The following is a 25819-nucleotide window of genomic DNA, read 5'->3' on the forward strand; positions in this document are numbered from 1 at the left end:
AGCGCGGGGCGCCTGTCGCGCCCCGCTCAGGAGGTTTAATGCAACGTCCCGGCTTCAGCACAGAACATCAGATCTTCCGCGAAAGCTATCGGGCTTTCCTGCAAAAAGAGGTGCAGCCACACAAACAGGCGTGGCGCGAAGCGGGCATCGTCCCGCGGGAAATGTTCCGGAAAATGGGCGACCTCGGCTACCTGCTGGTGTGGGCCGACGAAGCACACGGCGGCCTTGGCCTGTGGGACTTCCGCTATCAGCAGATCATGATCGAGGAAGACAACCGCTTCGGCGAGGTGGGCTTCTATCACACCCTGCACAGCCGCCTGGTCGCGCCTTACCTCCTGCACTTCGGCAGCCCGGCGCAACAGGCCCGCTACCTGCCCGCCTGCGCAAAGGGCGAAAGCATCCTGGCGATCGCCATGACCGAGCCCGATGCCGGCAGCGACCTGGCCGGCATCAAGACTCGTGCCCAGGCACGGGACGATCACTGGGTGCTCAATGGCGCCAAGACCTACATTTCCAACGGCATCAACGCCGACGTGGTACTGGTCGCCGCCAGAACCGACCCGGACAACCCGCGACGGATCGGCCTGTTCCTTGTCGAGCGCGGCATGCCGGGGTTCGAGCGCGGCCGCAAGCTGGCCAAGATGGGCCTGCATGCCCAGGACACCGCCGAACTGTTCTTCAACGACGTGCGCGTCTCCAAGGCCAATGTGCTGGGTGACGCCGCGCAGGGGTTGAGCTACCTGAAGACCTCGCTGGTGGAAGAGCGCCTGATCTGCGCCGTCGGCTCGCTGGCCAACGCCCAGTGCGGTTTCGACCTGACCCGCGATTACGTGCTGGAGCGCAAGGCATTCGGCAAGACCATCGCCGACTTCCAGAACACCCGCTTCGTGCTGGCGGAACTGGCGGCGGCGTTGGAAATGGCCCAGGTTTATGTCGACCATTGCGTCGCCCTGCACAACGACAACGCGCTCAGCGTGCCGTCGGCGGCCAAGGCCAAGCTGATCACCAGTGAGCTGGAATCCCGGGTCATGGATGCCGGTGTGCAACTGCACGGTGGCGCGGGCTACATGCAGGAATACGAGATTTGCCAGCGTTTCCAGGACGCGCGAGTGTCGCGGATCTTCGCCGGCAGCTCGGAAATCATGAAAGAAATCATCGCTCGCGCCGTGCTTGGCTGAGCATCGCCCCGTTCGAGGAGCTGATATGGGACCCCTGCAAGGCGTCAAAGTCGTTGAATTGTCCGGCATCGGACCCGCCCCGTTCTGCGCCATGGTGTTGGCCGATCTCGGCGCGGACGTGGTGCGTATCGTGCGTCCCGGCACCGGCGTGGACCCGGCCGATGTACTCAGCCGTAATCGCCCCACCGTGGAAATCGACATCCGCAGCGCCCCAGGACAAGCCTCTGTCCTGGCTCTGTTGGCCCAGGCCGACATCCTGATCGAGGGTTTCCGGCCCGGGGTCATGGAAAAGAACGGCCTCGGTCCGAGCGAATGCCAGGCCATCAATCCACGGCTGATCTATGGGCGCATGACCGGCTGGGGCCAGTACGGACCGCTAGCCCAGGCGGCTGGCCACGACCTCAACTACATCGCCCTGACCGGCGCCTTGCATGGCATTGGTCGCCCGGGCGAAACGCCGCCGCCGCCGGTGAACTTCATCGGCGACTTCGGCGGTGGCGGGATGTTGTTGCTGGTGGGAGTGCTGGCGGCGCTGCATGAGGCCGCGCGTTCCGGCATGGGCCAGGTCATCGATGCCGCCATGACCGACGGCACTGCGCTGCTGACAAGTTTCATACACGGACTCAGGGCTACCGGACACTGGCGCAATGAGCGCGGCGCCAACCTGCTCGATGGTGCGGCGCCTTTCTACGACACCTATCGCTGCGCCGACGGCCGCTTCATCTCTCTGGGCGCCATCGAGCCGCAGTTCTACGCGCTGTTGCGCGAGCGCTGCGGGCTGGAAGGCAGCCTGTTTGACGAACAGATGAACCCGGCAACCTGGCCCACGCAGAAGCAGGCGTTGGCGGGAATCATCGCGACCCGCACGCGGGATGAATGGTGCGTGCTGCTCGAAGGCAGCGATGCCTGCTTCGCGCCCGTGCTGGATTGGGATGAAGCGCCGCAGCATGCGCATAACCTTGCCAGGGAAACCTTCATCAACCTTGACGGGGTTACTCAACCGGCCCCTGCGCCGCGCTTTTCGCGGACTGCGCCGGACGTTCCGCGACCTGCTTATGGTGCATCGCTGGAGGCGTTGCTGCGACGCTGGGAGGGCTGAGTCGCGCTGCGCATAATAAAGAAGGTTCACCTGGAGGCTTGGGCTCTGGGGTGTCGGTTCTGCGAGATTCCCCATTCTAGGCGGCGACGCTGCCGTATCGAATGGCTAACCCCGCAGCACCGACGCTCAAAAATCACAGTCCTCCGTACCCCGTGAACAACCATAAAAAAACGCCGGCATGCCGGCGTTTTTTCATGCGCTGAGGTATCAGTCGGTGCTGAGCACACCACGACGAACCTGGTCACGCTCGATCGACTCGAACAGCGCCTTGAAGTTGCCCTCGCCGAAGCCATCGTCGCCTTTGCGCTGAATGAATTCGAAGAACACCGGGCCCATCAGGGTTTCCGAGAAGATCTGCAGCAGCAGGCGTTTGTCATCCGGGTTGGACGAGCCGTCCAGCAGGATCCCGCGGGACTGCAGTTCTTCGGTCGGCTCACCGTGGTCCGGCAGGCGACCCTGGAGCATTTCGTAGTAGGTTTCCGGCGGCGCGGTCATGAAGCGCATGCCCATTTGCTTCAGGGTATCCCAGCTCTTGATCAGGTCGTCGGTGAGGAACGCCACGTGCTGGATCCCCTCGCCGTTAAACTGCATCAGGAACTCTTCGATCTGCCCGGCCCCCTTGGACGACTCTTCGTTCAGCGGGATACGGATCATGCCGTCCGGCGCGGTCATCGCCTTGGAGGTCAGGCCGGTGTACTCGCCCTTGATGTCGAAGTAGCGGATCTCGCGGAAGTTGAACAGCTTCTCGTAGAAGCCCGCCCAGTAGGCCATGCGTCCGCGATACACGTTGTGGGTCAGGTGATCGATGATCTTCAGGCCGGCGCCAACCGGATTGCGGTCTACACCTTCGATCCAGTTGAAGTCGATGTCATAGATCGAGCTGCCCTCTTCGAAGCGGTCGATCAGGTACAGCGGCGCGCCGCCAATCCCCTTGATCGCCGGCAGGCGCAGTTCCATCGGACCGGTTTCGATTTCGACCGGCTGCGCGCCCAGCTCAAGGGCGCGGGCATAGGCTTGGTGAGCGTTGCGCACGCGGAAGGCCATGCCGCAGACCGACGGGCCATGCTCGGCGGCGAAGTAGGACGCGACGCTTTTCGGCTCGTTGTTCAGGATCAGGTTGATGTCGCCCTGACGGTACAGGTGGACGTCCTTGGAGCGGTGGGTGGCAACCTTGGTGAAGCCCATGATCTGGAAGATCGGTTCCAGGGCACCGGGGGTCGGCGAGGCGAATTCAATGAATTCGAAGCCCATCAGGCCCATCGGGTTCTCGAAGATATCTGCCATGTTCGTATTCCTCATCATCAAAACGGTTCAATAACGGTTGTAGCCAGCGTTACCTGCGGTCGATGCGGAAGAATGCGGTGGCGCGCAAGAGATGCCCCTCACACTGCGGGCGAGGTAGTCACCATAAATCAGTTTGAACCCATGACACTTCATAGGGGACCATTCCCGGCGGGCTTGATTCCCCATGAGGCGGGGAACCTTATTATTGTATGCGTAACGCGATTCTACAGGGCGTAAATGGATTTGTCGCGCATCGCGTACGCGCCACACCCTGTCTACAACCAATAGCAGTTACCCCGCCCCGGCGCCCGGTTATCTCTCCGCTATCATGAGCGAACACAGAACACACGGACGGAACCGGCATGCCCCTGCAGAAATCCCGTAACCGCGGCCGCCTCCTGCGCCGCCTGGTGCCCTGGCTGGTGGGCGCGGTCCCGGTGATCTGCGGCCTGGCGATCATGCACTGGCAGGCCCAGCGCGAATTGCAGGCGCGCGCGCTGAGCAGCGCCCAGCAGGCTGTCAGCCATCTGGACCGGGTGCTCGACAACGTCGCCGGCGCCGCCCGCGACCTGCTGCCACTGGCCGGCCAGCCCTGCGAGCAGATCAACCTGGCGCTGCGCGAGCAGGTCACCCGACGCTCCTTCGTGCGCTCCACCAACCTCACCTTCCGTGACGAGATCTACTGCACCTCGCTGTTCGGCGACTTTCGGGAAAAGGTCAATGCCGCCGACTACACCGACGGCAGCCTGTGGCTGATGAACGGTAACTCGGTGTCGCCCGGCCATCCCCTGCTGGTGTACCGCCTCACCGAGGGCGAAAAAGGTGCCATCAGTACCCTCGACGGCGACCACCTGACCAGCGCCCTGCGCCTGATCGCACCGAGCATCGACCTGCGCTTGCAGGTCGGCGAGCATTGGATCGACCAGCGCGGCAAGGTCAACGACGGCCCGGTGCCAGGCTATGCCCTGGCGGCCGAGCAAGTGCACTCGCAGCACTACGCCTTTTCCCTGCACAGCGGTTTCGGCCCTGGGCAGGCCTGGAAACTGATGCGCAGCGAATACCCGGCACTGTTCGGCCTGCTACTGTTTCTCGGGGCCAGCGCCGGCACAGCCTGCTACTGGCAGTTGCGCCGGGCGTCGTCGCAGCGGGCGGAACTGCAACGGGCGCTGGATGCCGACGAATTCGTCCCCTATTTCCAGCCCGTGGTGCGCCAGGGCGACTACCGCTGGGCCGGCGCCGAAGTACTGATGCGCTGGCAGCATCCACGTGAGGGCCTGGTGCGGCCTGACCTGTTCATCCCCTATGCCGAGCACAGCGGCCTGATCGTGCCCATGACCCGACGCCTGATGGAAAAGGTCGGCGAGCAACTGGCGCCGCTGGCCGACACCTTCGAGGACGGTTTTCATCTGGGCATCAACATCACCGCCGCGCACTGCCAGGACCTGTCCCTGTGCGATGATTGCCAGGCGCTGCTGGCGCGGTTCCCGCCGGGCCGGGTGAAACTCACCCTGGAGCTGACCGAGCGCACGCCGATCATCCCCAGCGACACCACCGACCGCCTGTTCGAACGCCTGCACGCGCTCGGCGTGCTGCTGGCCGTCGACGATTTCGGCACCGGCCAGTCGAGCCTGAGCTACTTGCGTCAGTTCGAGGTGGATTACCTGAAGATCGACCAGAGCTTCGTCGCCATGATCGGCGTCGATGCGCTATCGCTGCACATTCTCGACAGCATCATCGAGCTGTCGGGCAAGCTCGGCCTGGGCATCGTCGCCGAAGGTGTGGAAACCGCCGCGCAACGCGACTACCTGGCCCGCTACGGGGTGGATTTCCAGCAAGGCTATCTGTTTGGCCGGCCCATGCCCCTGAGCGACTTCGTCAACGCCCTGGCCGAACAACCGACCGGGGCGACGGTTGCCGAACCGGTGGTGCCCCTGAGATCATGACCGGTCAATCCTTCCCCCCGCTTTTCGCTGTATAGAGGCCCCCGTGTCCAGAGGCATTGCTTTATCGGTAATGGCGTCCTGCCTGTTCGCCGTGATGTATTACTACACCTCCCTCCTCGCCCCACTCGACGGTGAGGAAATCTTCGGTTGGCGGATGCTCCTGACCCTGCCGTGCGTCACCCTGTTCATGCTGATCACCCGCGACTGGCCCCTGGTCACAGGACTGCTGGCACGCATCCGCCAGAGCCCCGCGCTGCTGCTCGGGCTGTGCGGCACCTCGGCGCTGATGGGCGTGCAATTGTGGCTGTTTCTCTGGGCGCCGCTGCACGGGCGCAGCCTGGAAGTGTCGCTGGGGTATTTCCTGCTGCCGCTGACGATGGTTTTGACCGGGCGGCTGGTGTATGGCGAGCGCCTGTCGCGCCTGCAGAAAGTGGCGGTGTGTTTCGCCATGACCGGCGTTGGCCACGAGTTGTTCCAACACGGCAGCTTTGCCTGGGAAACCCTGCTGGTTGCCGGTGGTTATCCAATTTATTTCGTGCTGCGCAAACGGCTGCGCACCGACCACCTGGGCGGGCTGTGGGCGGATATGTGCCTGCTGATGCCGGCGGCGCTGTATTTCGTGATCAAGGGCCCGCTGAACGCCAACGATCTGACCAGCCATCCGCAACTCTACGGCCTGATCCCACTGCTGGGGGCAATCAGCGCCCTGGCGCTGATCAGCTACGTGCTGGCCAGCCGGATGCTGGCTTTCAGCCTGTTCGGCCTGCTCAGTTATGTCGAGCCGGTGCTGTTGGTGATAGTGGCCCTGATCCTGGGCGAAAGCATCGCCCAGGATCAGTGGCTGACGTACCTGCCGATCTGGCTGGCGGTAGTGGTGCTGGTGCTCGAAGGCGTCAGGCACCTGCTCCGTCAGCGTCGGCGGCCGGTGTAAGGCGAACCTGCCGCACCCGCCGTTCCTCGACCTCCACCACCGTCATCCGCCAGTCGTTCCAGGCCAACTGGTCGCCCACCATCGGCAGGCGATCCAGCAGGCTCATCACCAGCCCGGCGAGGGTCTGATAGTCGTCGGTCGGTTTGGCGGCAAAGCCGATCTGCGCCTGGATCTGGCGCAGGTTCAGTGCACCGCTGACCAGATACCCCTCCTGGTCGGCGACGATGCCGGGGCCTTCCACTTCACTGGCATCAGGCAGCTCGCCGGCGATCGACTCAAGGATGTCGGTCATGGTCAGGACACCGGTGAAATCACCGAACTCGTTGACCACGAAGGCGATGTGCGTGGACTGGGCACGCATCTGTTCGAGCGCATTGAGAATGCTGAAGCTCTCCAGCAGGTTCAACGGCGCACGCATCAAATGCTCCAGGTCCGGCTGCTCGCCCGCGAGCATTGCCTTGAGCAGTTCCTTCTTGTGCACGTAGCCCAACGGCTCCTCGATGCGACCACCGCGGATCAGCGGCAGGCGCGAGTACGACGAGTTGATCAGCGCACTGCGGATCACCTCGGGCGGCTGCGCCAGGTCGATCGCATCGACTTCGGCACGCACCGTCATCACCGTCTTGATCGGCCGCTCGGCCAGGTGCAGCACGCCGCTGATCATCACCCGCTCCCGGCGGTCGAACAGCACCTGTTCCTCGCCGTCGCCTACCAGGTCGGCGATTTCTTCACCCACCTCGTCGGCCTCGATCCGGCGCCCGCCCAGCAGGCGCAGCACGGCGTGGGCGGTGCGCTCACGCAGCGGCCGGTGTTCCTGCAGGCTGCGCTTGCGGCGAGCCCGGGCCAACTGGTTGAACAGCTCGATGAGGATCGAGAAACCGATCGCCGCGTACAGATAGCCCTTCGGAATGTGGAAGCCCAGGCCTTCGGCGGTGAGGCTGAAGCCAATCATCATCAGGAAGCCCAGACACAGCATGATCACTGTCGGGTGGGCGTTGACGAAGCGGGTCAGCGGCTTGCTGGCGACGATCATGATGCCGATCGAGAAGATCACCGCGATCATCATGATCGACAGGTGTTCGACCATGCCGACTGCGGTAATCACCGCGTCGAGGGAGAACACCGCGTCGAGCACCACGATCTGCGCCACGATGGGCCAGAACGCCGAATGCCGGACCGGTCCGTTGGCTTGCACCACATGGCCTTCGAGGCGTTCGTGCAGTTCCATGGTGGCCTTGAACAGCAGGAACACACCACCGAACAGCATGATCAGGTCACGGCCCGAGAAGGATTTTTCGAACACTTCGAACAGCGGCGCGGTGAGGGTCACCATCCACGAGATCGAGGCCAGCAGGCCAAGACGCATGATCAGCGCCAGCGACAGACCGATCACCCGCGCGCGGTCGCGCTGATGGGGCGGCAGTTTGTCGGCAAGGATGGCGATGAAGACGAGGTTGTCGATGCCCAGAACCAGTTCAAGGACGATCAGCGTGGCCAGTCCCAGCCACGCGGTGGGATCGGCTAGCCATTCCATGGTTGGGCACTCATGCAGGAAGCGTCGCAAGGACGATGAAGAAAGGAAGGCCGCAAAGGCCTGCTACTGGGGGGCTCCGGGAAAACTGTCATATCAACCTGAGATCAAAAAGGGACGTTGATCCTACAGTTGTAGCGGCGTTTTACTACACAGGGAAAGTATTTCAATCTGTGCCAACAGATTTGGGGCCGCTGTGCGGCCCTTCGCGAAGGGCTGCAAAGCAGCCCCCAAGAACCATCAATGGCTCCAGTTAGCCTCGCTGTTCTGCAACGCCGTCGCAATCGTCTGCAGGTTGTTGTCCGGCAGGCTGCTCGGCAGCAGGTCGGTACCCGAGCTGACGTACAACTGCGCGTAGGCATTGCGCAGTTCGGCGTAGGACAGGTCACGCTTGAGCTGGGTTTGCAGGTTGTTCAGTTCGCCCTGGATCAGCTCCAGTTCACCGATGTTCTGCGTCTTGTAGCGGTTACGCAGTTGCTCGGCGATCTGACCATCGAGGCTGGCCAGCTCTTCGCTGGTATGGAACTGACGCACGGCTTCGTTGTAGTTGGCGTTGGCCACGTACAACTGCGCCAGCACCGCCATCGACATCGCCTGACGGCGAGCCGCAGCCACGTCTTCACCCGCTTCGGCAACCTTGATCGCGGCCGGTGCCGAGAGCACGTTGAACAGGTTCCAGGTCACCTTGACGCCGTAGTCCGCCCAGCTCTGGTTGGTCAGGAAGGAGTTGCTGTCGTAATGACCGCCCAGCGAGAACTCCAGGCCCGGCAGCAGGCGCAGCATGGCCTTGCGGGTTTCTGCGGCGCTGATGCGCGCCTGGTAGTCCTGCTCGCGCAGTTCGGGACGGCTGGCCAGGGCCTGCTGCTCCAGCTTGGCGAAGTCGGCCTTGAACTCCGGCACCGCATAACCTTCTTCCGGCGCCAGGGAGAAGTTGGTGTTCAGCGGCAGGTTGACCAGCGCCGCCAGCTCGGTCTTGGCCAGCGACAGCGCGCGGCGTTGCTCTTCCAGTTGGCGCGTAGCTTCGATCAGCGCGCGCTGGTAGCTCAGCGACTGCACCGGATCACCGACGCGTTGAGCGGCCATGTGCTGGCTGTTGGTACGGGCTTCGTGGATACGCGCCATCAGACCGTCGATCTGGGTCAGCAGGCGCTGAGCCGCCACCGCACGCCAGTACGCCGAACGCACGTCCTGGGTGATGGTGTGGACCACTTTGCGCCGGCGTTCTTCGAGGATCAGACGCTGGTCGGCCTGCTGCTTGGCGCTGACATAGGCGACGCCGAAGTCCAGCACGTTCCAGACCATGGTCAGGTCTGCCACCTCACGGTCGCGGTCCTGAGAGGTCGACGGTTCCAGGGACTGGGTGCCGGTACGCACGCTCTGGCTGCTGGATGCACTGGTGTTGTCACGGCCGGCGTAGCCAGCCGCCAAGGCCATGCGTGGCAGCATGTCAAAGCGGGCCAGGTCGACCTGGCGCTTGGACAGTGCTTCTTCCATCACTTTCAGGCGTGCTTCGAGGTTGTACTTGACCGCACGGGCCATGGCCTGGTGCAAGGTCAACGGGCCGTTGAGCGGTTCCTGGTCCTTGAACATGGTCGCCAGGTCGGTGCGTGCACGTTCCTCGCTGGCACTGCGGTCGATTGGCTGGCTAGTGACAGCGCAACCGCTGATGGCCAGCGCCAGCAAGCTGGCACCGAACAATTTCTGGCTTTTTTTCATCCTTGGGCCGCCCCCTGGTACGGCTTCATTTCGTAAGTGTGTGCTGTACTTCATGCCCGCTTCCCGATCTGCGCCGGCTGAGCCAAGGCCATGGCCAACTCGCGCACATGGCGCTGGTCGGCTTCGTTGATGTGGTGCAGTTGCTGGCCGAGGGTCGGTGCTCCGAATACCCCACGCAGCCCCTGATTGAGGTCGCTTTGTTTCCATTGGCTGCCGTTGAATACGTTCATCTCGCTGACGCCCGGGACGTCGCGGCTGAAGATGCCGGCGAAGGTACTGCTGCCAAACACGCTGCCCTCCCCGCCACCGAAGCCGCCCTTGCCGCCGCCGAGGTTGCCGTCGCTGCTGCCGAAGACCTGCGCGATGAAGCTTGGCGCGCTGCTGCCGTTGCCCAGGAAGATGACACCCAGTGGCTGCACGTTGCCGCCCACGGTGCGCACCTCGAACAGGCCCGGGGCGACCAGCGGCGAAACCGCGTCAGTCGCGACAAAGCCCGGCACTTGCGGTTGCAGCACGACGGTGGACGGTGCGTTGGCCGTCTCCGGCGGATCGAGCCGGTAATTCAGATCACCCACGTCTTGCGACTGGATCGTCTGCGACTGGCCAATCAGGGATACCGCCAGCTCGTTACCGGCCTGGTCACGGATGCCGCTGTTCAGCGCGTTCAGGCTCAAGGCCAGGGCGCCCGCACCGCTCATGTTGCCGACGGTGATGCGATAGGTTTTGGCGTCGATCTGCTGGACCGACTGCACCGAACCACTGGCGTTGCCGGTACCGACCACGCTGAAGTCGCCGGCATCGACACCGCTGACCGCCTCGTCGAAGGTCAGGGTGAAGTTCAAGGTCCGATCGGTCGGCTGTACCGGGCCGTCCACCACGATGCTGCTTGGCCGCGGGGCCTTGGCATCGAGCAGGATGCCGCGGGTATCGGCGACGTTGTTCAGGCCGGTCTGCGCGTCGTTGCCCTGAGCGTCACGGATGGTGCCGCCGTTGAGGTCGATGGTCGAAGCGACATTGAAGGTGTTGTTGCCGGACATGCCGCTGGTGACGCTCAGGCGGAACAGCAACGCATTGCCACCCGCGGTGGACACGTAGTCGGCGTAGACCACACGACCGTTGTCCAGGGTGATCGCCAGGCGCGGATTGCCGTTGCCGCTGTCGACCAGCACGGCTTCGCTGGTGCGCACGGTGAAGTCCAGTTGCTGGCCGGCGACATAGGTGCCGCTGGCCGGGACGTCCACGCTGTTCACCGACGGTGCCACACGGTCGACGCTGTAGAGGCTGCCCTGCAGGCCACCGGTGATCGCGTTGCCCGCCACATCGGTGATTCCGGTGCCGGTGCTGCTCAGGTCCAGACGCACGTTGCCGGCGCCGGCCAGGTTGTCGACGACAATGGTGTAGGTGCTGCCATTGACCTGCTCCACCGAGGCGATGCGGCCACTGGCAGTGCCGGTGAAGAACAGGCTGAAGTCAGCACTGTCGACGCCGGACACGCTCTCGTTGAAGGTCACGGTGTAGCGCACGGAACCAGCGTTGGTCGGGGTGAAATCGACGTTGACGATATTACTGACACTCGGTGCCACGGTATCGACGACCACACCACTGGCGACGTTAGGGGCGTTCAGCGCCAGGTTCATCGCATTACCCGCCGCGTCGCGCACCGTGCTGCCATTGAGGTCGAGGTTGCCCGGCAGGCGAATGGCCGTGGCGTTGTTGCCCGGCTCGACCACGTACTCGAACACCAGCACGCTGCTGCCACTGCCGGAGACGTAGTTGGCGTAGCGGGTCTGGTCGCCGAGGGTCAGCGCCAGGCGCGGCGCGCTGGCACTGGTATCGACGATGACGTTCTCGCTGGTATTGACGGTAAAGCGCAGCACATCACCGGCGTTGTACGCGCCTGGCGCTGGCAGGCCGACGGTGGACACGGTCGGCACGACCGCATCGACGCGCACCTGGCTGGTGTCTTCCACGCCATTGAGGGCGACGTTGGCATTGTTGCCGACGCTGTCGCGCAGGATCCCGCCGTTGAGCTGGATGGCGCTGCCGAGGGTCACGCCGTTGGTGTCCAGTTGACCGCTGGCGACGGTCAGGCGGAATACCAGAGCGTTGCTGCCCGCACCGGACAGGTACGTGGCGTAGGCCGTGGTGCCATTATCCAGCAGCACTTCGATCCGTGGCGTGCCGTTGGAGAGGTCCAGTTGGACCGTCTCGTCCAGGTGCACAGTGAAGTCCAGGTTCTGCCCGGCGACGTAGGTGCCGGCGGCCGGCGCATCGACGCTGACCACGCTCGGGGCGACCCGGTCGATGCTGTAGGTGGCGCCGGTCAGGCCGCCAGCTACAGCGTTGCCGGCTGCGTCGGCGATGCCGGTGCCACTGGCCTTCAGGTCCAGACGCAGGCTGCCGGTGCCGCCGATGGCATCGACCAGCACGGTGTAGGTGCGGCCGTCGACCTGGGTGACGCTGGCAATATTGCCCGATGCGCTGCCGGTGAAGAACAGGTTGAAGTCCGCGACATCCACACCGCTGACGTTTTCGCTGAAGGTCAGGGTGTAGCTGACCGAACCGCTGTTGTTCGGCGAGACATCGACTCGCACCAGCCCGTTGGCGGTTGGCACCGTGGTGTCGATCAACACGTTGCCGGCGTTGCCCAGGCCATTGAGGTCCAGGTTCAGGTCATTGCCGGCCGGATCGCGCACGGTGCCGCCGTTGAGGTCGAGGGTGTTGCCCACCACCAGCCCGCCGGCGGCGGTGTCACCCGCCTGCACGGTGTACTGGAACACCAGCGCGCCACCGGCTGCGCCGGAGACATAGCTGGCGTAGCGAGTCACGCCGCCCACGGTCAGCACCAGACGCGGGGTGCCGGTGGACGTATCGACCACCACGCCTTCGCTGGTGTTGACGGTGAAGCTGAGCACGTCGCCGGCCTTGTAGCTGCCGTCAGCCGGGAGGCCGACCGAGTCCACGACCGGTACGACGGCGTCGACCAGCACACCAGTGGTGCTGCCGAGGCCATTGAGGGTGGTGTTGACGTCGTTGCCGATCGCGTCACGCAGGGTCGCGCCATTGAGCTGGATGTTGCTGGCGACTTCGATACCGTTGGTATCCAACTGGCCATTGGCGACAGTCAGGCGGAATACCAGAGCGTTGGTGCCAGCGCCGGACAGGTACGTGGCGTAGGCTTTTTCGCCGTTGTCCAGGGTCACTTCCAGGCGCGGCGAGCCGTTGCTGGTATTGAGCAGGACCGCCTCATCCAGGTGCACGGTGAAGTCCAGATTCTGCCCGGCCACATAGCTGCCGCCAGCCGGGACATCAACGCTGGTGACACTCGGCGCCACGCGGTCGACGGTGTAGGTCGCCCCGGTCAGGCCACCGGTGATCGCGTTGTTCGCGCCATCGACGATGCCGGTGCCGCTGCCCTTGAGGTTCAGACCCAGGCTGCCGACACCGCTCAGGTTGTCCACCACGACAGTCCAGGTACGGCCATTGACCTGGGTAGCACTGGCGATCGTGCCGCTGGCCGTTCCGCCGAGGGCCAGGGCGAAATCGCTGGCGTCCACACCGCCGACGTCTTCATCGAAGGTGACGGTGAAGCTGACCGAACCGCTATTGGTCGGAGAAGCATCGACAGTAACGATGCCAGTGGCCGACGGCGCGGCAGTATCCACCACCACACCGACGGTGCTGCCCAGGCCGTTCAGCGTCAGGTTCAGGTTGTTGCCGGCCAGGTCGGTGAGCGGCTCACCGCGCAGGTCGATGCCGTTGACCGCGATGCCGTCGCCGTCGTTGTGACCGGCCAGCACGGTGTACTGGAACACCAACGCGTCGCTGCCACTGCCGGAGACATAGGTGGCGTAACGAGTCACGCCGCCCACATCCAGCACCAGCCGCGGCGGCAGTCCGCCGGTCTGCAGTGCTTCGCTGGCATTGACGGTGAAGGTCAGCACGGCGCCGGCCTTGTAGTTGCCATCGGGCGGCGTGGTGACGCTGACCACGGTCGGCGCCACGCCGTCGACATTGACGTTACCAGTACCGGCGACGCCGTTCAGGGCGACCACCGTATCGTTACCGGCACCATCGCGAATGCTGCCGCCGTTGGGCTGCACGGAACTGCCCAGGGTGATGCCGTTGCTGTCCAGTTGACCGCTGGCGACGGTCAGGCGGAACACCAGGGCGCTGCCACCGGAGCCGGAGACGTAGTCGGCATAGACCGTGCCGCCGGTGTCGAGGGTCACTTCGATGCGCGGGGTGCCACCCACGGTGCTGACCAACACGTTTTCACTGAAGTTGACCGTGAAATCGAGGTTCTGCCCGGTGATGTAGGTGCCGTCTGGCGGTGCGGTGACGCTGCTGATAGTCGGTACCACGCCATCGATGACAATGGCCTTTTGACCCGCGATGGAGTTGGCCCCACCCAGCGTTGGCAGGGTCAGCAACGCGTCGTCGCTAGCGGCGCTCTTGAGGGTCGCACCGTTGAGTTGCAGCGCGCCGGTGCTGTGGTAATCCAGGTCGGCACTGACATCACCGGCCTGCACGGTGTAGCTGAAGATCAGGCTGTTGGTGCCCGAGCCGCTGACGTAGGTGGCGAAGCGGTCGATCGCTCCGGTTTCCAGCAACAGGGTCGGCACGCCGCCGGCGACGGTCACGTTCATGTCGAACGTGATCGCGACGTTGACGGTCTCGCCCACTTTGTAAGCACGGTTGCCTTCCAGAATGCTGACATTGGTCACGCCCGGGTTCAGCGGCTGCACCGTGATATTGAAGCTGTCGGTGTCGGTCAGCACCCCGCCGCTGCCAGTGGCGCCTTGGTCGTTGCTGATGATGGTGAAGCTCGCCGGGCCGTTGTAGCCAGGTGTCGGTGTGAACTTCATGCCGTTCAGCGCGGCATTGATCTGCGCCAGGGAGCCCTCGAACTCCAGGGTGGCGGTGCCCGGAACGTTGCCGTTGTGGAAGGCCAGGCCGTTGGTAGTGGCCAGGGTGATCAGGCCGTTGGTGGCGGTCAGGGTGACGATCAGCGGCGAGCCGTCGGCATCTACATCGCTGATGCTGATCAGGTTGCCGTTGGCGGTGTTGAAGGTCAGTACCGCGTCCTGCTTGACGGTCTGATCGCCCGGCACTGCGTTGACCGGTGCGTCGTTCACCGGAATGACGTTGATGATCACCATCTTGGTATCGGTCAGCGCGCCGCCACCGGTATTGCCATTGTCGTTGATCGTTACCGACAGCAACACGCTGGCGGTGCTGTCGAGGGCGGTCTTGTACTTCACGCTGGCCGCGGCGATGAAGGCGTTGATATCGCTCAGGCTGCCGGACAGTGTCAGCGTGGCGGTGCCCGAATCCGTCACCGTGACGCCGTTGCCGGAGAGCGCGGTGAGGGTTCCGCCGGTCACCGAGAAGGTCGCGGTGACCGACGCGCTGCCGGCATCCACGTCACTGAAGCTGATGCCCGTCACGGAAGCGGCCAGATCTTCGGTGACGGCGATGCTCACCGGCACGGTGGCCACCGGCGCATCGTTCACCGGGGTGACCGCGAGGGTCATGATCTTGGTGTCGGTGCCGGCACTGCCGGTGTCGACCAGGATCGTCAGGGTCGCATCGGCGGTGGCGTTGGCCGCCGTGGTGTAGGTTAGGCGATTGTTGGCGATGAAGGCATTGACGGCCGCGATGGTACCGCTCACGTTCATGGTGGTGGCGTTGCCGCCCACGACCACGCCAGCGCCGCTGGTGGCGGAAAGGGTGCCGGAAGTGACGCTCAGGGTCATGTAGATGTTGACGGAGTCCGGATCGCTGATGCTGATCTGGTTGATCACCGAGGCAGCGTCCTCGACCACCTGGGTGCTTGCCGGTGCACTGATCACCGGAGCGTCATCCACGCCCGTAATGATGATGTCACGGGTAACGACCGCAGAGTCCAGGCTACCGTCGTTGACCTGGAACTGCACAGTGCGAGTCTGGGGCGTGGGCGAATCCGACAGGTTGGTGAAGGTCACCGCCCGCAATGCCGCCTGGAACTGCGCCAGGCTCGCCTGGTTGCCGGCGGAAGTCAGGGTCAGGGTCCCGTTGACGGCGTCCCACGTCCCGATGATATTGCCCATGGTCGCCGGGCTGGAAACCAGCTCCAGGTAATCGTTGCCGTTGCTGTAGTTGTACAAGATGTGCACGGTCGCCGAGGCGATGTACGGACCGTCGGCATCACTGATGGTCACGGCGTTATCGATGACCACCGGGATCGACGGTGTGTTGTTGCCCTCGGTCCAGGTCAGGTTGCCGCCACTGCCGGTGAGGGTCGGCGCATCGTTGACCGCCGTCACGGTGATGCTGGCGGTGTCCTGTCCGATGGAGAAGGGTGTGGTGCCACCGGCGACGGAGGTATCGTACTTGACGCCCTGCAGTCCGATGGTGATACCGGTCTGGTCCCAGGCGCGGAACGTGAAGTCGGCGGTGGTGCCGTTGAGGCCATCCGGTACGAAGCGCACACGGTCGTTGGAGCGCAGCAGCAGCGCCGAGTTGACGGTGACGCTGCCGATGGTGCTCCATGAGGTGCCGCCGTCGGTGCTGAACTGCCAGTTGCCATTGCCTCTGTTCAGGCCGGTGATGGCGATACCCTTGACCGCAACCGTATCGACATCGGTGTAGTTAGTGGAGTACAGCGAGCTGACCAGCACGCCGATGCTGTTGGTCTGGCCATCGCTCAGGCCAGGCAAGGTCGGCGACACACTCGTCAGCACCGGCGCATCGTTGAGCGAGGTCACTATCTGGTTGACGACCGCAGTGGCCGTGGAGAAGGCCGTTGTCCCTCCGTTGCTGGTGGTATCGTAAACGCCGGGAACACCGTTGACGGAAGCGGTACCACTGGTCTGGTCCCAGCCACGGAAGTTGAGGCTGGCCGTCTCGCCGTTGGCGCCATTGGGGACATAGCGGAAGTAGGTGGTGGAAGCGAGCAACAGCGCGCTGGTATTGGAGACGGCACCGAAGTCAGTCCAGTTGGCGTTGTCAGTCGAGTACTGCCAGGTGCCGTTGCCGGACTTGCCATACACCGCGATACCGCGCAAGGCGCCGGTGTCAGGGTCCACCATGGTGTAGTTGGTCAGCAGGGTCGAGACCCGTACGCCAGCGCTGGTGGTGTCCTCGTTGATGCTTGTGAGGTTGTACGGCGCGCCGGAGAGGACCGGTGCATCGTTGACGCCGACCACTGCCACCGTGCTGAAGATGCCGATGGATGCGGTAGGCGAGCCGCCATTGGCCGACCCGCCGGTGTCGCTCACGGTGCTCAGGGTTACCACCCGGTTGCTGACGTTCGGGCTTTCGCTGTCGTTGCGGTAGGCCATGGTGTTGAGGATGGTCTGCGCCGTCGCGGAGTCCAGGCCGCTGCCGCTGGTGAGCGTGACGCTGGCAGTGCCGCTGGTTACCGAGACCGTGACCACTATGCCGTTGTTGGTGGTGACCACGTTGGTGCCATTGACCAGGGTCACGTCGCTGCCGTCGATCACCAGCTTCTCGGCGGCGCCGTTGAACACGGTGGTGACGGTGAAGGCCATCTCGGTGATTTTCTGGCCGGACTCGACGGTATTGATCGTCGCGCCGTTGAACAGTTGCACCGCCGAGGTGTTCTCGGTGTAGGTCGGGTTGGTGGCGGTGACGTTGACCACCGGCGCGTCGTTGACCGACTGGACGGTAAGGGCAACCACACTGACCGCGCTGGAACCGCCAGCGCCGTCATCCATGCTGATCGACACGCTGCGCGAGGCGGTCGATGGCTCGACGGTGTTGGAGTTGCGGTACGCCAGGTTCTGCACCAGGGCCGCGACAGTGGTCGCGTTGGCGTTGACGCTGAAGGTAATCACCAGCGGGTCGCCGTTGCTGCCGCCAGTGAAGGTGCCAACCACCAGGCCGTTGTACATGACCGAGGTGCCGGAAATGGCAATCTGGTTGGCACCGGCCCCCTCGTTGCGAATGAACAGCACGTCTTCGCCATTGACGCGACCGGTGGTGATCTGTGCGGTCAGCTTGCCACCGTCGAAGTTGGCCGAGTCGGCATCGCTGACCGTAGCGTTACTGGAGGCGTCGAGCAGTACATAGGCGCTGTCCTCGACGTAGGTGACAGCGTCGCCATTGAGGTTGGCGATCACCGGCGGCTGGATCGTCGCCGTGGTGAAATTCAGCGCGGTGTTGTTGGTGATGCCTTTGTAGGCCTTGCCGTCGGCATTGAGGAAGGCCGTTGGGGAAATGCGCACGGCGTACTGGGTCGTCTGGTCCAGGTTGCTCGACGGGTTGATGACCCAGGTGGTGCCGGAGCCGCTGACTTCGACGCTGTTCGCCGCGATGGTGATGACCTGGCCGTCGCTGACGCGGACGATCTGGATGGTGCCGGTGCCCGGGGTCACACTTTCGCTGAAGGTGAGCACGATATTGGCGGCCGGCGAGACGCTCAGGCTGTCGTCGGCAGGAGTGGCGCTGACCAGTCTTGGCGTGCTACCGCTCTGGTAATACACGTTGCCGGCGGTGCCAGCGACGCTGGTGTACAGGTCGATGTCGCCATCGCCGTCGAAATCGCCGGCCCGGTAGTTCTGGCTGCCCATGCTGGTCAGGGTGACGCCGGCGAATGGCGAAGCGCTCTGGGCCATGTCGGTGAAGATCAGGCTGCCGTCGTTGCGGGCGTATCGCCAGTCGGCAGTGGTGCTGCCGTTCTGGTAGAGGATGTCGGCATCGCCGTCGCCGTCGAAGTCGGCGACGATCGCCCGGCTGGCGAACACGGGCGCGATGGCGATGGTGGACGAGGTAAAGGTGCCGTTGTTGTTGATGAACAACGTGGTGGCGGCAGCGTTGGCAAAATAGATGATGTCCTGGTCGCCATCGCCATCCAGGTCGGCAACCCGGAAGTTATAGAGCGAATAGCTCGGGATGGTCACGTTCTTGAATGGCGACAGGTTGTAGGCCACCTCGACAAAGGTGCCATTGCCGTTGTTCTGCATGTAGCGCCAGGGGTCGGAAGCCGTTGGCTGGTAGAGGAAATCGGCGACACCATCGTTATTGAAGTCGCCGGCGATGATGCGCACGCCGCTGGACGGGCCGGGAGTGACCGAAACCGTCTCGCGGGAGAATATCCCGGCATTGTTGCGATACAGATAAACGGCCGGGCCGCCAGTGGTGACGGCGGCCAGGATATCCATGTCGCCGTCGCCATCGAAGTCGGCCACGTGGTAGTTGGTCGCGGCGGTCGGTGCATCGACCAGGGCGACGTTGGCAAATGGCGAGGACGCCTGGTCGACAACGCTGAAGGTGCCGTTGGCATTGCCGTAGGCGAACGACCAGGCAGTACCGGTGGCCCCCGGCTGGAACAGGATGTCGTCGCGGCCATCGTTGTTGAAGTCGCCGACCACGATCTTGGCAATGTTGCCACTGGTCAAGGTTGGCGAACTGGCGCTGGCGCCACCGGCGTAGTTGCTGACCAGCACGGCGTCATAGCCGGCCAGTTGGGCACCCAGGGCAGTGGTTTCGATCGCCCCGCTGCTGCGCTCCAGGGTCCAGTTGCCACCGAGCGAAGCCGCGCCGGTATCGTCCACCGACGCAGCCACATCGGCACCGGTGATCGAGGCCACGGCGTCGATGAATGCCTGGCCTTTTTCGCCGTCGCCGACCCGGCAACCGTAGAGCATCAGATCACCGTCAGCCTTGAGCGCCGAGCCGATACTTTCCAGTGCCGCGCGATGCTCGGCGAGGTTGTTGCTGGCCAGCCAGAAGTTGCCGATCTGCACCATGCCATCGGAGCCGTGGGACAACAGGTGGATGGCGTCGAGCCCTTCCCGGCCCTGCAGGTAGTCGGCCATCTGCTGCAGGCCGTCCTTGCTCGGATCGAGAATGACCACTTCGGCGTTGCCCGACAGCCCGCCAAGCAATTTCGTGAGGTCATTGACCTGGCCGTCGACAAACACCACTTCACTGCGCTGCGCCTGCTGTGCGCCACTGGCGGTGCTGGCGGAGGCTGCCGGGGTCTGGCTGGCCTCATTGCTGGAGGTGCTGTCCTTGGCCGCGTCGACTGTCGTCTGGCTCGCGGCATCCTGGGCGACCACGCCCACGGACGCATCGAACATGATCCGCGGTTCCAGGGCCATCAACAGCGGGGCCTGGCCGGAATCACTGGACGGTGGCTGCTGGACGGACTTGCGCGAGAATCGTTCGATGAATTTCATGCTGCACCTCCTGGAGTGCCGTCGCATCGCCGTTTCCTGCGATGCGCTCAAAAAAGTGGCGGTGCCCGAGGGCACCGCCGGTTACTGCTATCAGTTGCGGGTCGGGAAAATGCCTTGCAGCGCAACGATGAAGTTGACTGCGGTGTACGGGTTCATCAGCGAGAACGCCTGGCTGCCGCCGGTGGTGCCAGCGGTGACGGTACCGGTGACCGCAACATTGGTCTGGCCCAGGTTGATCCGCGGGATCGGGGTGCCGTCCGGATTGTTCGGCACGTGGAAAAGATTGAGGTTGTTGCCGTTGCCGTCGTTGGGCAGGGCCAGGTAGGCGCCCGCGGTCGGCGTCGCCAGGTTGGCCTCGACATTCAGCACCACTTCGGTGTCGATACCCGAGAGCGCAACAGTCATCGGGTGGGTGTGAATCGGCATGTTGGCGGTTGACTGGGTAAAGACCGCGGCACCGGCCTTGGAACCAATCGGATACTGCGGCAGCCCGGCGCCGGCGCCGTAGCCAATCGGCATGCGGCCCTGGAAGTCCGGCAGACCGATAGTGGTCTGCCCGTCACCGCCGTAGTAGGTACCGAACAGCGCAAACAGCGCCTGGTACTGGTTCAGCGGAACGACTTGCCCTTGGCACAACGCCCAGCCATAAGGGTTGAAGTTGAAACCCACCATACGGATTTCACCGAGAAACGGATCAGCCATCAGACACTTCCTTACGTTGACTTGCGTGGTTGGAATTCTTCACTCACGTTGCTGCTGCAACCGCCTCGCGCCGACTGTGAATCACGGCCTCCAGGACATGACGGCCATCGGGCTCGGGGGCCACCGGCGTCATCAACAACACCCAGGGCTTGGTGCGCCCCGGGCCGAACAGGTTGAACACCGCCTGCGGCAACTCCACGCCCTCGGGCAGGGCCAGAAGCAGCGAATAACTGTCGTAGTCTTTGTTCATCGCCACCCCTTCGCGGACATCGAGCAGCGAGACCTTCAAGCCGCGATCGGCGGAAATTTGCAGGACGAAGCCGTCGGGATCGACTTCGCGAAGGTCTTCGCGACTGGGTATGGCGTACACGGACGAATCAGTCATGAAACTTTCCTGTTATCGGTTCGGGCATCGCGACGCAGTTTCAGATAAACGCCGGAATCGCCGCACTGATGAAAATCCATGCGCGCGTAGAGACGCTGCGCCGGGTTGTAGTTCTCGACGAAGAGTTCCACTTTCAGCCCCAACTCGTCTGCACGCTGCAACTGCGCTTCGATCAACGCAGTGCCGATGCCCCGCCCCTGGTATTCGGGCAGCAGGACGATGTCGACCAGATTGAGGGTGCTCGGCCCCCAGAACAGGTAGAGCCGGCCAACAGGCACGCCCTCGTGTTCGATGATCCAGAATTCGGCATCGTGATAGTGGGTCTGGTAGTAGGCGTGCTGGGTGTGAAACTGCTGGCTGAGGAATGTTGCGATCTGCTCGGCAGGCCAGCCACTGCGTGACATTTCAACCGCGCGCGAGCCAGCGTACAAACCTTCGATGAAGGCCATGTCATCTGAATGCAAGGCACGCAACGTCACAGCGGACTTCGATGTCATCAAAGCAACTTCCTTGTTTCCAATACTTGGAGAGCAAACTAATTATGTGACGGGCGTCACACTTTCCGACCATGGCGAATTGACAGCAGATTACTCCAACTGTCTTACAATCGCACTACTAAAATCCGCTTTCTCGTACCCCTAAAGCGGCCAGTCGTCGCCATGCGGATCCCAATAGCGACATGGCCTCTCCGTCCAGCACCACAAGGCCCCGCTGCGGGTGCGACACGTGCTGTGGAGCACCCTTTTCAAGCTCGAAACGCACACCGTATTGCGCCTCCAGCGGCTGCGCCCGCTTCTCTTCATCACGGCGCACGGCAATTGGTCCGTGGTGATCGGACACCAGCGCTTCCTGGTCGATATAGGAGACGCCATTGGCGTCGACATCTTTAAGGCTCACCGCAAGGGAATCACGCAGCACGTCATCGGCAACGAAATGCCCGCGGGTACCCGGCTCCACACGCCATAGATCAGCTTCGGCAAGATAGCCACGCAAACGCAGCCCGCCTTCGGCGACCTGAGCCAGCGGCAAATCCACCGCAACCCAACGACCCGGCGCGAGGTTTTCCGCCAGATCGCGCACTACGCCGGCATGCGGAGCGCGCAGGCTCAGGCGTTCGCGCTGGGCGGCGAGACCGCGATATTCGGCAACTGCCTCGGCCAGGCGTTGTTCGAGAATACCGCTGTCAGCCGCAGTGGCACTGCGACCCGACTGACGGCGCAGTTGCAATTGCAGGATCTCGATCTCGCGGCGAGTGATGCTCATGCGCGAGGCGAGGTCCGGTGAGTCCAGTTCGATCAGCACCTGATTCTCGGCCACCTGCTGGCCATCCTTCACCAGCACCTGACGAATCCGCGCCGCCGCCGGTGCATGCAGCCCACTGACCCGCGACGCCTCAAGCATCGCCGGCACCTCCACGCCACTGCGCCAAGGCACCAGCAGCACCGCCAACAGGGCCAGCAGCCCGATGCCGAGCACCAGCACCTTGCGCGGCTGGGCCTTGTCGCGGTGTTTCCACCAGTGCTCCCACTCGCGCCAGATCGGCAAACCGATGAACCACACCAGTTCCACCATCATCAGGAAGATGCCGAGCACCTTGAAGAACAGGTGATAGACCGCCAGGGCGATACCGAAGAACAGTACCGCGCGCCAGATCCACGAGGCGTAGCCCCAGAACAGCAGACGCTTGCGCAGCACCGGCGACCAGCGCTCGGGCGGTGGTTCGCCGTAGCCGAACAGGCGCTCGCGCAGGTGCCAGCGGCACAGGGCGAAACCGCGACTCTGCAAGTTATCGACGCCCCACAGATCACTGAGCAGGAAATATCCGTCGAAGCGCATCAGCGGGTTGACGTTGATCGCCAGGGTGGTGATCCAGGTGGCACTGGCCAGCATGAACGCCGCCGTGCGCCCTGCCCCGTCCGGCAGCAACGACCAGGCAAGCAAGGCGATACAGGCCAGCAGCAGTTCGGCCAGCACGCCACCGGCGCCGATCAGCAGCCGGGTACGCCGGTCCTGCACGCGCCAGGCATCGCTGACATCGGTGTAGAGCATCGGCAGCAATACCATGAATGCCACGCCCATGCTCGGCACCCGGCACCCGGCGCGCTTGGCCATGTAGGCATGGCCGAATTCATGACAGAGCTTGGCAAAGCCCAGAGCGATAGCAAAGGCCGCCATGCCGCCCAGGCTGAGCAGGTGCGGGAAGGTCGCAAGGAAGCGCTCCCAGTCACGCATCACCAGGAAGATACCCAGCAGCAACACGGTCGGCAGACCGAAGCGCAACAGGTTCGGGCCGAAACGTTCCAGCCACGGCCAGGTGCGATTGAGGAAAGCGTCCGGCCGCCACAGCGGAATACGGAAGAACAGGTATTTGTGCAGGAGTTGCGTCCACAGGCCCTGACGCTGGCTGGCCGCCTTGGCCTCGTAGCCGGCCCGTTGCTCGGCGTCGCTGGCGCTGATCAGGTCATGCCCACGGAGAAAGCGCAGTAGCTCCTCCACCGCTTGCGGTCCAATCGGTGCGCCGGGTTCGGCGTTGGCCGCGTTGAGCACCCGCATCGGGTCGCCCAGTGCCCAGTGGCGCAACAGCCGCATGGCCGGCGCGCCCAGCTTGAAATACTTGCCACGCAGCGGGTCGGCGAGGGTCCATTGCGGTGAACCGTCGAGCCCCGGCGCACCTGCCGAAAGCTGCAGGTCGGCACGCAGCGCCGGCAACATCACAGGCCCACCGCCTGACGCAGGGCCGCCAGCGGCCGGCGCAACAGGTACAGCGCCAGCGGCGCGCGGTCACCGAAGACCTTGGCCGTACCACGCAAACCGATACGCGGCGGAGCGGCGTCGAAGGCGGCATCGAGGCGGTAGGCCAGTTGCCCGGCCGAGGTGCTTTGCGCCTGGTACGCCGCGCGCTCGAGGGTCGCGCTGTGGCGGTGCAGCGGGTCGCTGTCGAGGAACAGCGCCACTTCGGCGCCCTGCTCCAGGCCGATGGCATCGGCCACCGGCAGCTCGATACGCAACTCGGCCTGGGCCGGGTCAGCGATTTCCAGCAGACGCTCGCCGGTGCGCACCGGTTTGCCGGTCCAGCGCTGGGCGTCGGCGAACACCGCGATGCCATCACGTTCGGCGCGCACTTCTGTGCGCGCCAGCAGGTCGCGGGCATAGTCACGTTCAGCGCGTTTCTGTTCGACGCGGGCGGCCAGCAGGTCCAGTCGGGCACTGGAATCGGCATCGGAAAACGCCCGTTGGGTGTTGGCCTTGAGTTCGGCCTCGGCAACCCCGAGGGTACGCTCGGCAACATCAGCCTGGGCCTTGAGGCTGGTGGCGTCGAAGCGCACCAGCACCTCGCCGGCCTTCACCGGCTGGTTGGGCTTGACCAGAAACTCCGCGACCACGCCGTCCAGCGGCGCGGCCACCACCTGACCGTTGCGCGGCACCACTTCGGCCGGCGCCAGCACCGATTGACGCACCGGCACCAGCAACACCAGCAACAACGCGCCGGCAAGCGCCCAGCGGGTCTTCGCCGGCCAGCGCAGACGCCACGGCTTGCCCGGCTGCAACGCGCGCCAGGCGTGGCTGTAGCAATCGCCCAACTGCGCCAGCAACGCTTGTTCGGCATCATTCCAGGGATTGTCGCGGGCCAGCCAGAGGCCGCCGAACACTTCGCCTTCGCGGTTTTTCAGCGGCAGCCAGAACGCATGCGGCGCCGACAGTGCCTGCCAGTCGTCGCGACTGGCCTGGTCGAGGTCTTGCGGTGGCACTACGCCTGGCAGGGCAAAACGCTCACCCGCTGCCAGCCGCGAGGCAACACGCTCGATAAACACCACGAACGGCGCATTCGGCTCGACCGCGCTGATGCCGGTCAGGGCGCGGACCTTGCCGGTGATCAGCAACGCCGCGTGACGGAAACCGAACAGCGCCTGGCTGTCATTGACCATGCTGAACGACAGCACCTCCACCGAAGCGGCGGCGCGGGCCTGCCGTTCCAGCTTCAGGTAATGCGCCAGAAGCTGTTCAAGCGCACCGGGAACGGGCGCGTTCATTGCGGCTCCGCGAAGTGCGCGGTGCCGCTCATCCCGGCCAGCAGGCCTGGGGTATTGGCCGGGACGCTGCCGATCAGCAACAGGGTCTGGCTGCCCTCATCGATGCGCGCGCCGAGGCGCTTGACCACGGCATTGATCGGCGTGCCGGTTTCATCGGGTACGAAGCTGAACGTCTGTTCGGGTTTGAGTTTGCCGAGCCAGCGCGACGGCACCAGCAAATGGATCTCCAGGGAGCGGTTGTCGACGATTTCCAGCAGTGGCGTGCCGCTGGCAACGCTCTCGTGCGCCTGGACCCGGCGCACCACGACCTGACCGTCGAACGGTGCTTTCACCTGACAACGCTGGACTTGCACCTGATACACCTGGGACTCGGCCTGGGCCTGAGCCTGACGGGCTTCGGCGAGGGCCACTTCGAAGCGGCCGACCGAGTTGAGGGCCGCCAGTTGCTGCTTGTTGCGCAACTCTTCACGGGCGGCGCGCACTGCAGCGCCGGAAGCGTTGGCCTGGGCCTGGTAGGCGCTGCAGTCGAAACGCACCAGTACGTCACCCTTGCTGAACGACTGGCCTTCGGCGAACGGAATGTCGGTAACACGGCCGGGCAACTCGCTGGCCAGCACCGCCTGGGAGCGGGCACGCAGCACGCCGCGAACCTCGCTGGCGGTGGAAGTGGCGCCCTCGAGCAAGGGATCGCTCTCGGTCGCGGCCTGCGCCACGCCACTGATCAGGGCCAAAACCGCCCACCACGCTACCTGCTTCATCTCGCTACATCCTGTAAAGGTTTGGAATGTTTCAGTTTGAGTATCGGCTGATATGCACCGAACCTGACCACCGT

The 25819-nt window shown here is 64.0% G+C and carries 14 protein-coding genes; 4 read left to right on the forward strand and 10 right to left on the reverse strand.

What is annotated here, in order from left to right; all coding sequences use genetic code 11:
• Window positions 1–38 precede the first annotated feature (38 nt).
• Both DM374_RS18415 and DM374_RS18420 read left to right on the forward strand, forming a co-directional pair.
• On the forward strand, window positions 39–1178 hold the full coding sequence (locus tag DM374_RS18415; protein WP_110971174.1) for an acyl-CoA dehydrogenase family protein: 1140 nt from the start codon (window positions 39–41) through the stop codon (window positions 1176–1178).
• A 25-nt stretch (window positions 1179–1203) separates the two neighbouring features.
• Window positions 1204–2277: a CaiB/BaiF CoA transferase family protein gene (locus DM374_RS18420; RefSeq protein WP_110971175.1), complete on the forward strand. Its 1074-nt coding sequence runs from the start codon at window positions 1204–1206 to the stop codon at window positions 2275–2277.
• 207 nt (window positions 2278–2484) lie between these two features.
• On the opposite strand, the gene hppD is transcribed toward DM374_RS18420, so the two are convergent.
• Window positions 2485–3561, reverse strand: a complete 1077-nt coding sequence (gene hppD / locus DM374_RS18425) for a 4-hydroxyphenylpyruvate dioxygenase (protein ID WP_110971176.1) — start codon at window positions 3559–3561, stop codon at window positions 2485–2487.
• Window positions 3562–3923: 362 nt separating this feature from the next.
• On the opposite strand from hppD, the gene DM374_RS18430 reads away from it, so the two are divergent.
• Both DM374_RS18430 and rarD read left to right on the forward strand, forming a co-directional pair.
• On the forward strand, window positions 3924–5504 hold the full coding sequence (locus DM374_RS18430; protein WP_110971177.1) for an EAL domain-containing protein: 1581 nt from the start codon (window positions 3924–3926) through the stop codon (window positions 5502–5504).
• 43 nt (window positions 5505–5547) lie between these two features.
• A complete protein-coding gene (gene rarD, locus DM374_RS18435; protein WP_110971178.1) occupies window positions 5548–6435 on the forward strand; it encodes an EamA family transporter RarD in 888 nt (295 codons plus the stop codon).
• Here rarD and DM374_RS18440 read toward each other — a convergent pair.
• The 9 genes from DM374_RS18440 to DM374_RS18480 form a co-directional block, all read right to left on the reverse strand.
• A complete protein-coding gene (locus tag DM374_RS18440) occupies window positions 6398–7969 on the reverse strand; it encodes a TerC family protein (protein WP_110971179.1) in 1572 nt (523 codons plus the stop codon). The genes rarD and DM374_RS18440 overlap by 38 nt on opposite strands.
• Window positions 7970–8206: 237 nt before the next feature.
• The gene (locus DM374_RS18445; protein WP_110971180.1) at window positions 8207–9682 is read right to left on the reverse strand and encodes a TolC family protein; all 1476 of its coding nucleotides are present in this window, start codon (window positions 9680–9682) and stop codon (window positions 8207–8209) included.
• Window positions 9683–9732: 50 nt separating this feature from the next.
• Window positions 9733–19869 (reverse strand): DUF4347 domain-containing protein, encoded by a 10137-nt coding sequence (locus tag DM374_RS18450; protein WP_110971181.1) that lies wholly within the window; start codon window positions 19867–19869, stop codon window positions 9733–9735.
• A 90-nt stretch (window positions 19870–19959) separates the two neighbouring features.
• Complete coding sequence (locus tag DM374_RS18455; protein ID WP_110971182.1) at window positions 19960–20571, reverse strand: phage tail protein; 612 nt, start codon at window positions 20569–20571, stop codon at window positions 19960–19962.
• 43 nt (window positions 20572–20614) lie between these two features.
• Window positions 20615–20956 carry a DUF6916 family protein gene (locus DM374_RS18460; RefSeq protein ID WP_110971183.1) on the reverse strand — a complete coding sequence of 114 codons (342 nt, stop codon included), beginning with the start codon at window positions 20954–20956 and terminating at the stop codon, window positions 20615–20617.
• Complete coding sequence (locus DM374_RS18465; RefSeq protein WP_225422533.1) at window positions 20953–21435, reverse strand: GNAT family N-acetyltransferase; 483 nt, start codon at window positions 21433–21435, stop codon at window positions 20953–20955. Before DM374_RS18465 ends, DM374_RS18460 begins: the two co-directional genes overlap by 4 nt.
• Before the next feature lie 136 nt (window positions 21436–21571).
• Window positions 21572–23671 (reverse strand): HlyD family secretion protein, encoded by a 2100-nt coding sequence (locus tag DM374_RS18470; RefSeq protein ID WP_177431575.1) that lies wholly within the window; start codon window positions 23669–23671, stop codon window positions 21572–21574.
• Entirely contained in the window at window positions 23668–24987 is a 1320-nt protein-coding gene (locus tag DM374_RS18475) for an efflux RND transporter periplasmic adaptor subunit (RefSeq protein ID WP_110971186.1), read from the reverse strand. Before DM374_RS18475 ends, DM374_RS18470 begins: the two co-directional genes overlap by 4 nt.
• Entirely contained in the window at window positions 24984–25745 is a 762-nt protein-coding gene (locus DM374_RS18480; protein WP_110971187.1) for an efflux RND transporter periplasmic adaptor subunit, read from the reverse strand. Before DM374_RS18480 ends, DM374_RS18475 begins: the two co-directional genes overlap by 4 nt.
• Between the last annotated feature and the right edge of the window lie 74 nt (window positions 25746–25819).

The organism is Pseudomonas huaxiensis (genome assembly GCF_003231275.1).
GTDB lineage: Bacteria > Pseudomonadota > Gammaproteobacteria > Pseudomonadales > Pseudomonadaceae > Aquipseudomonas > Aquipseudomonas huaxiensis.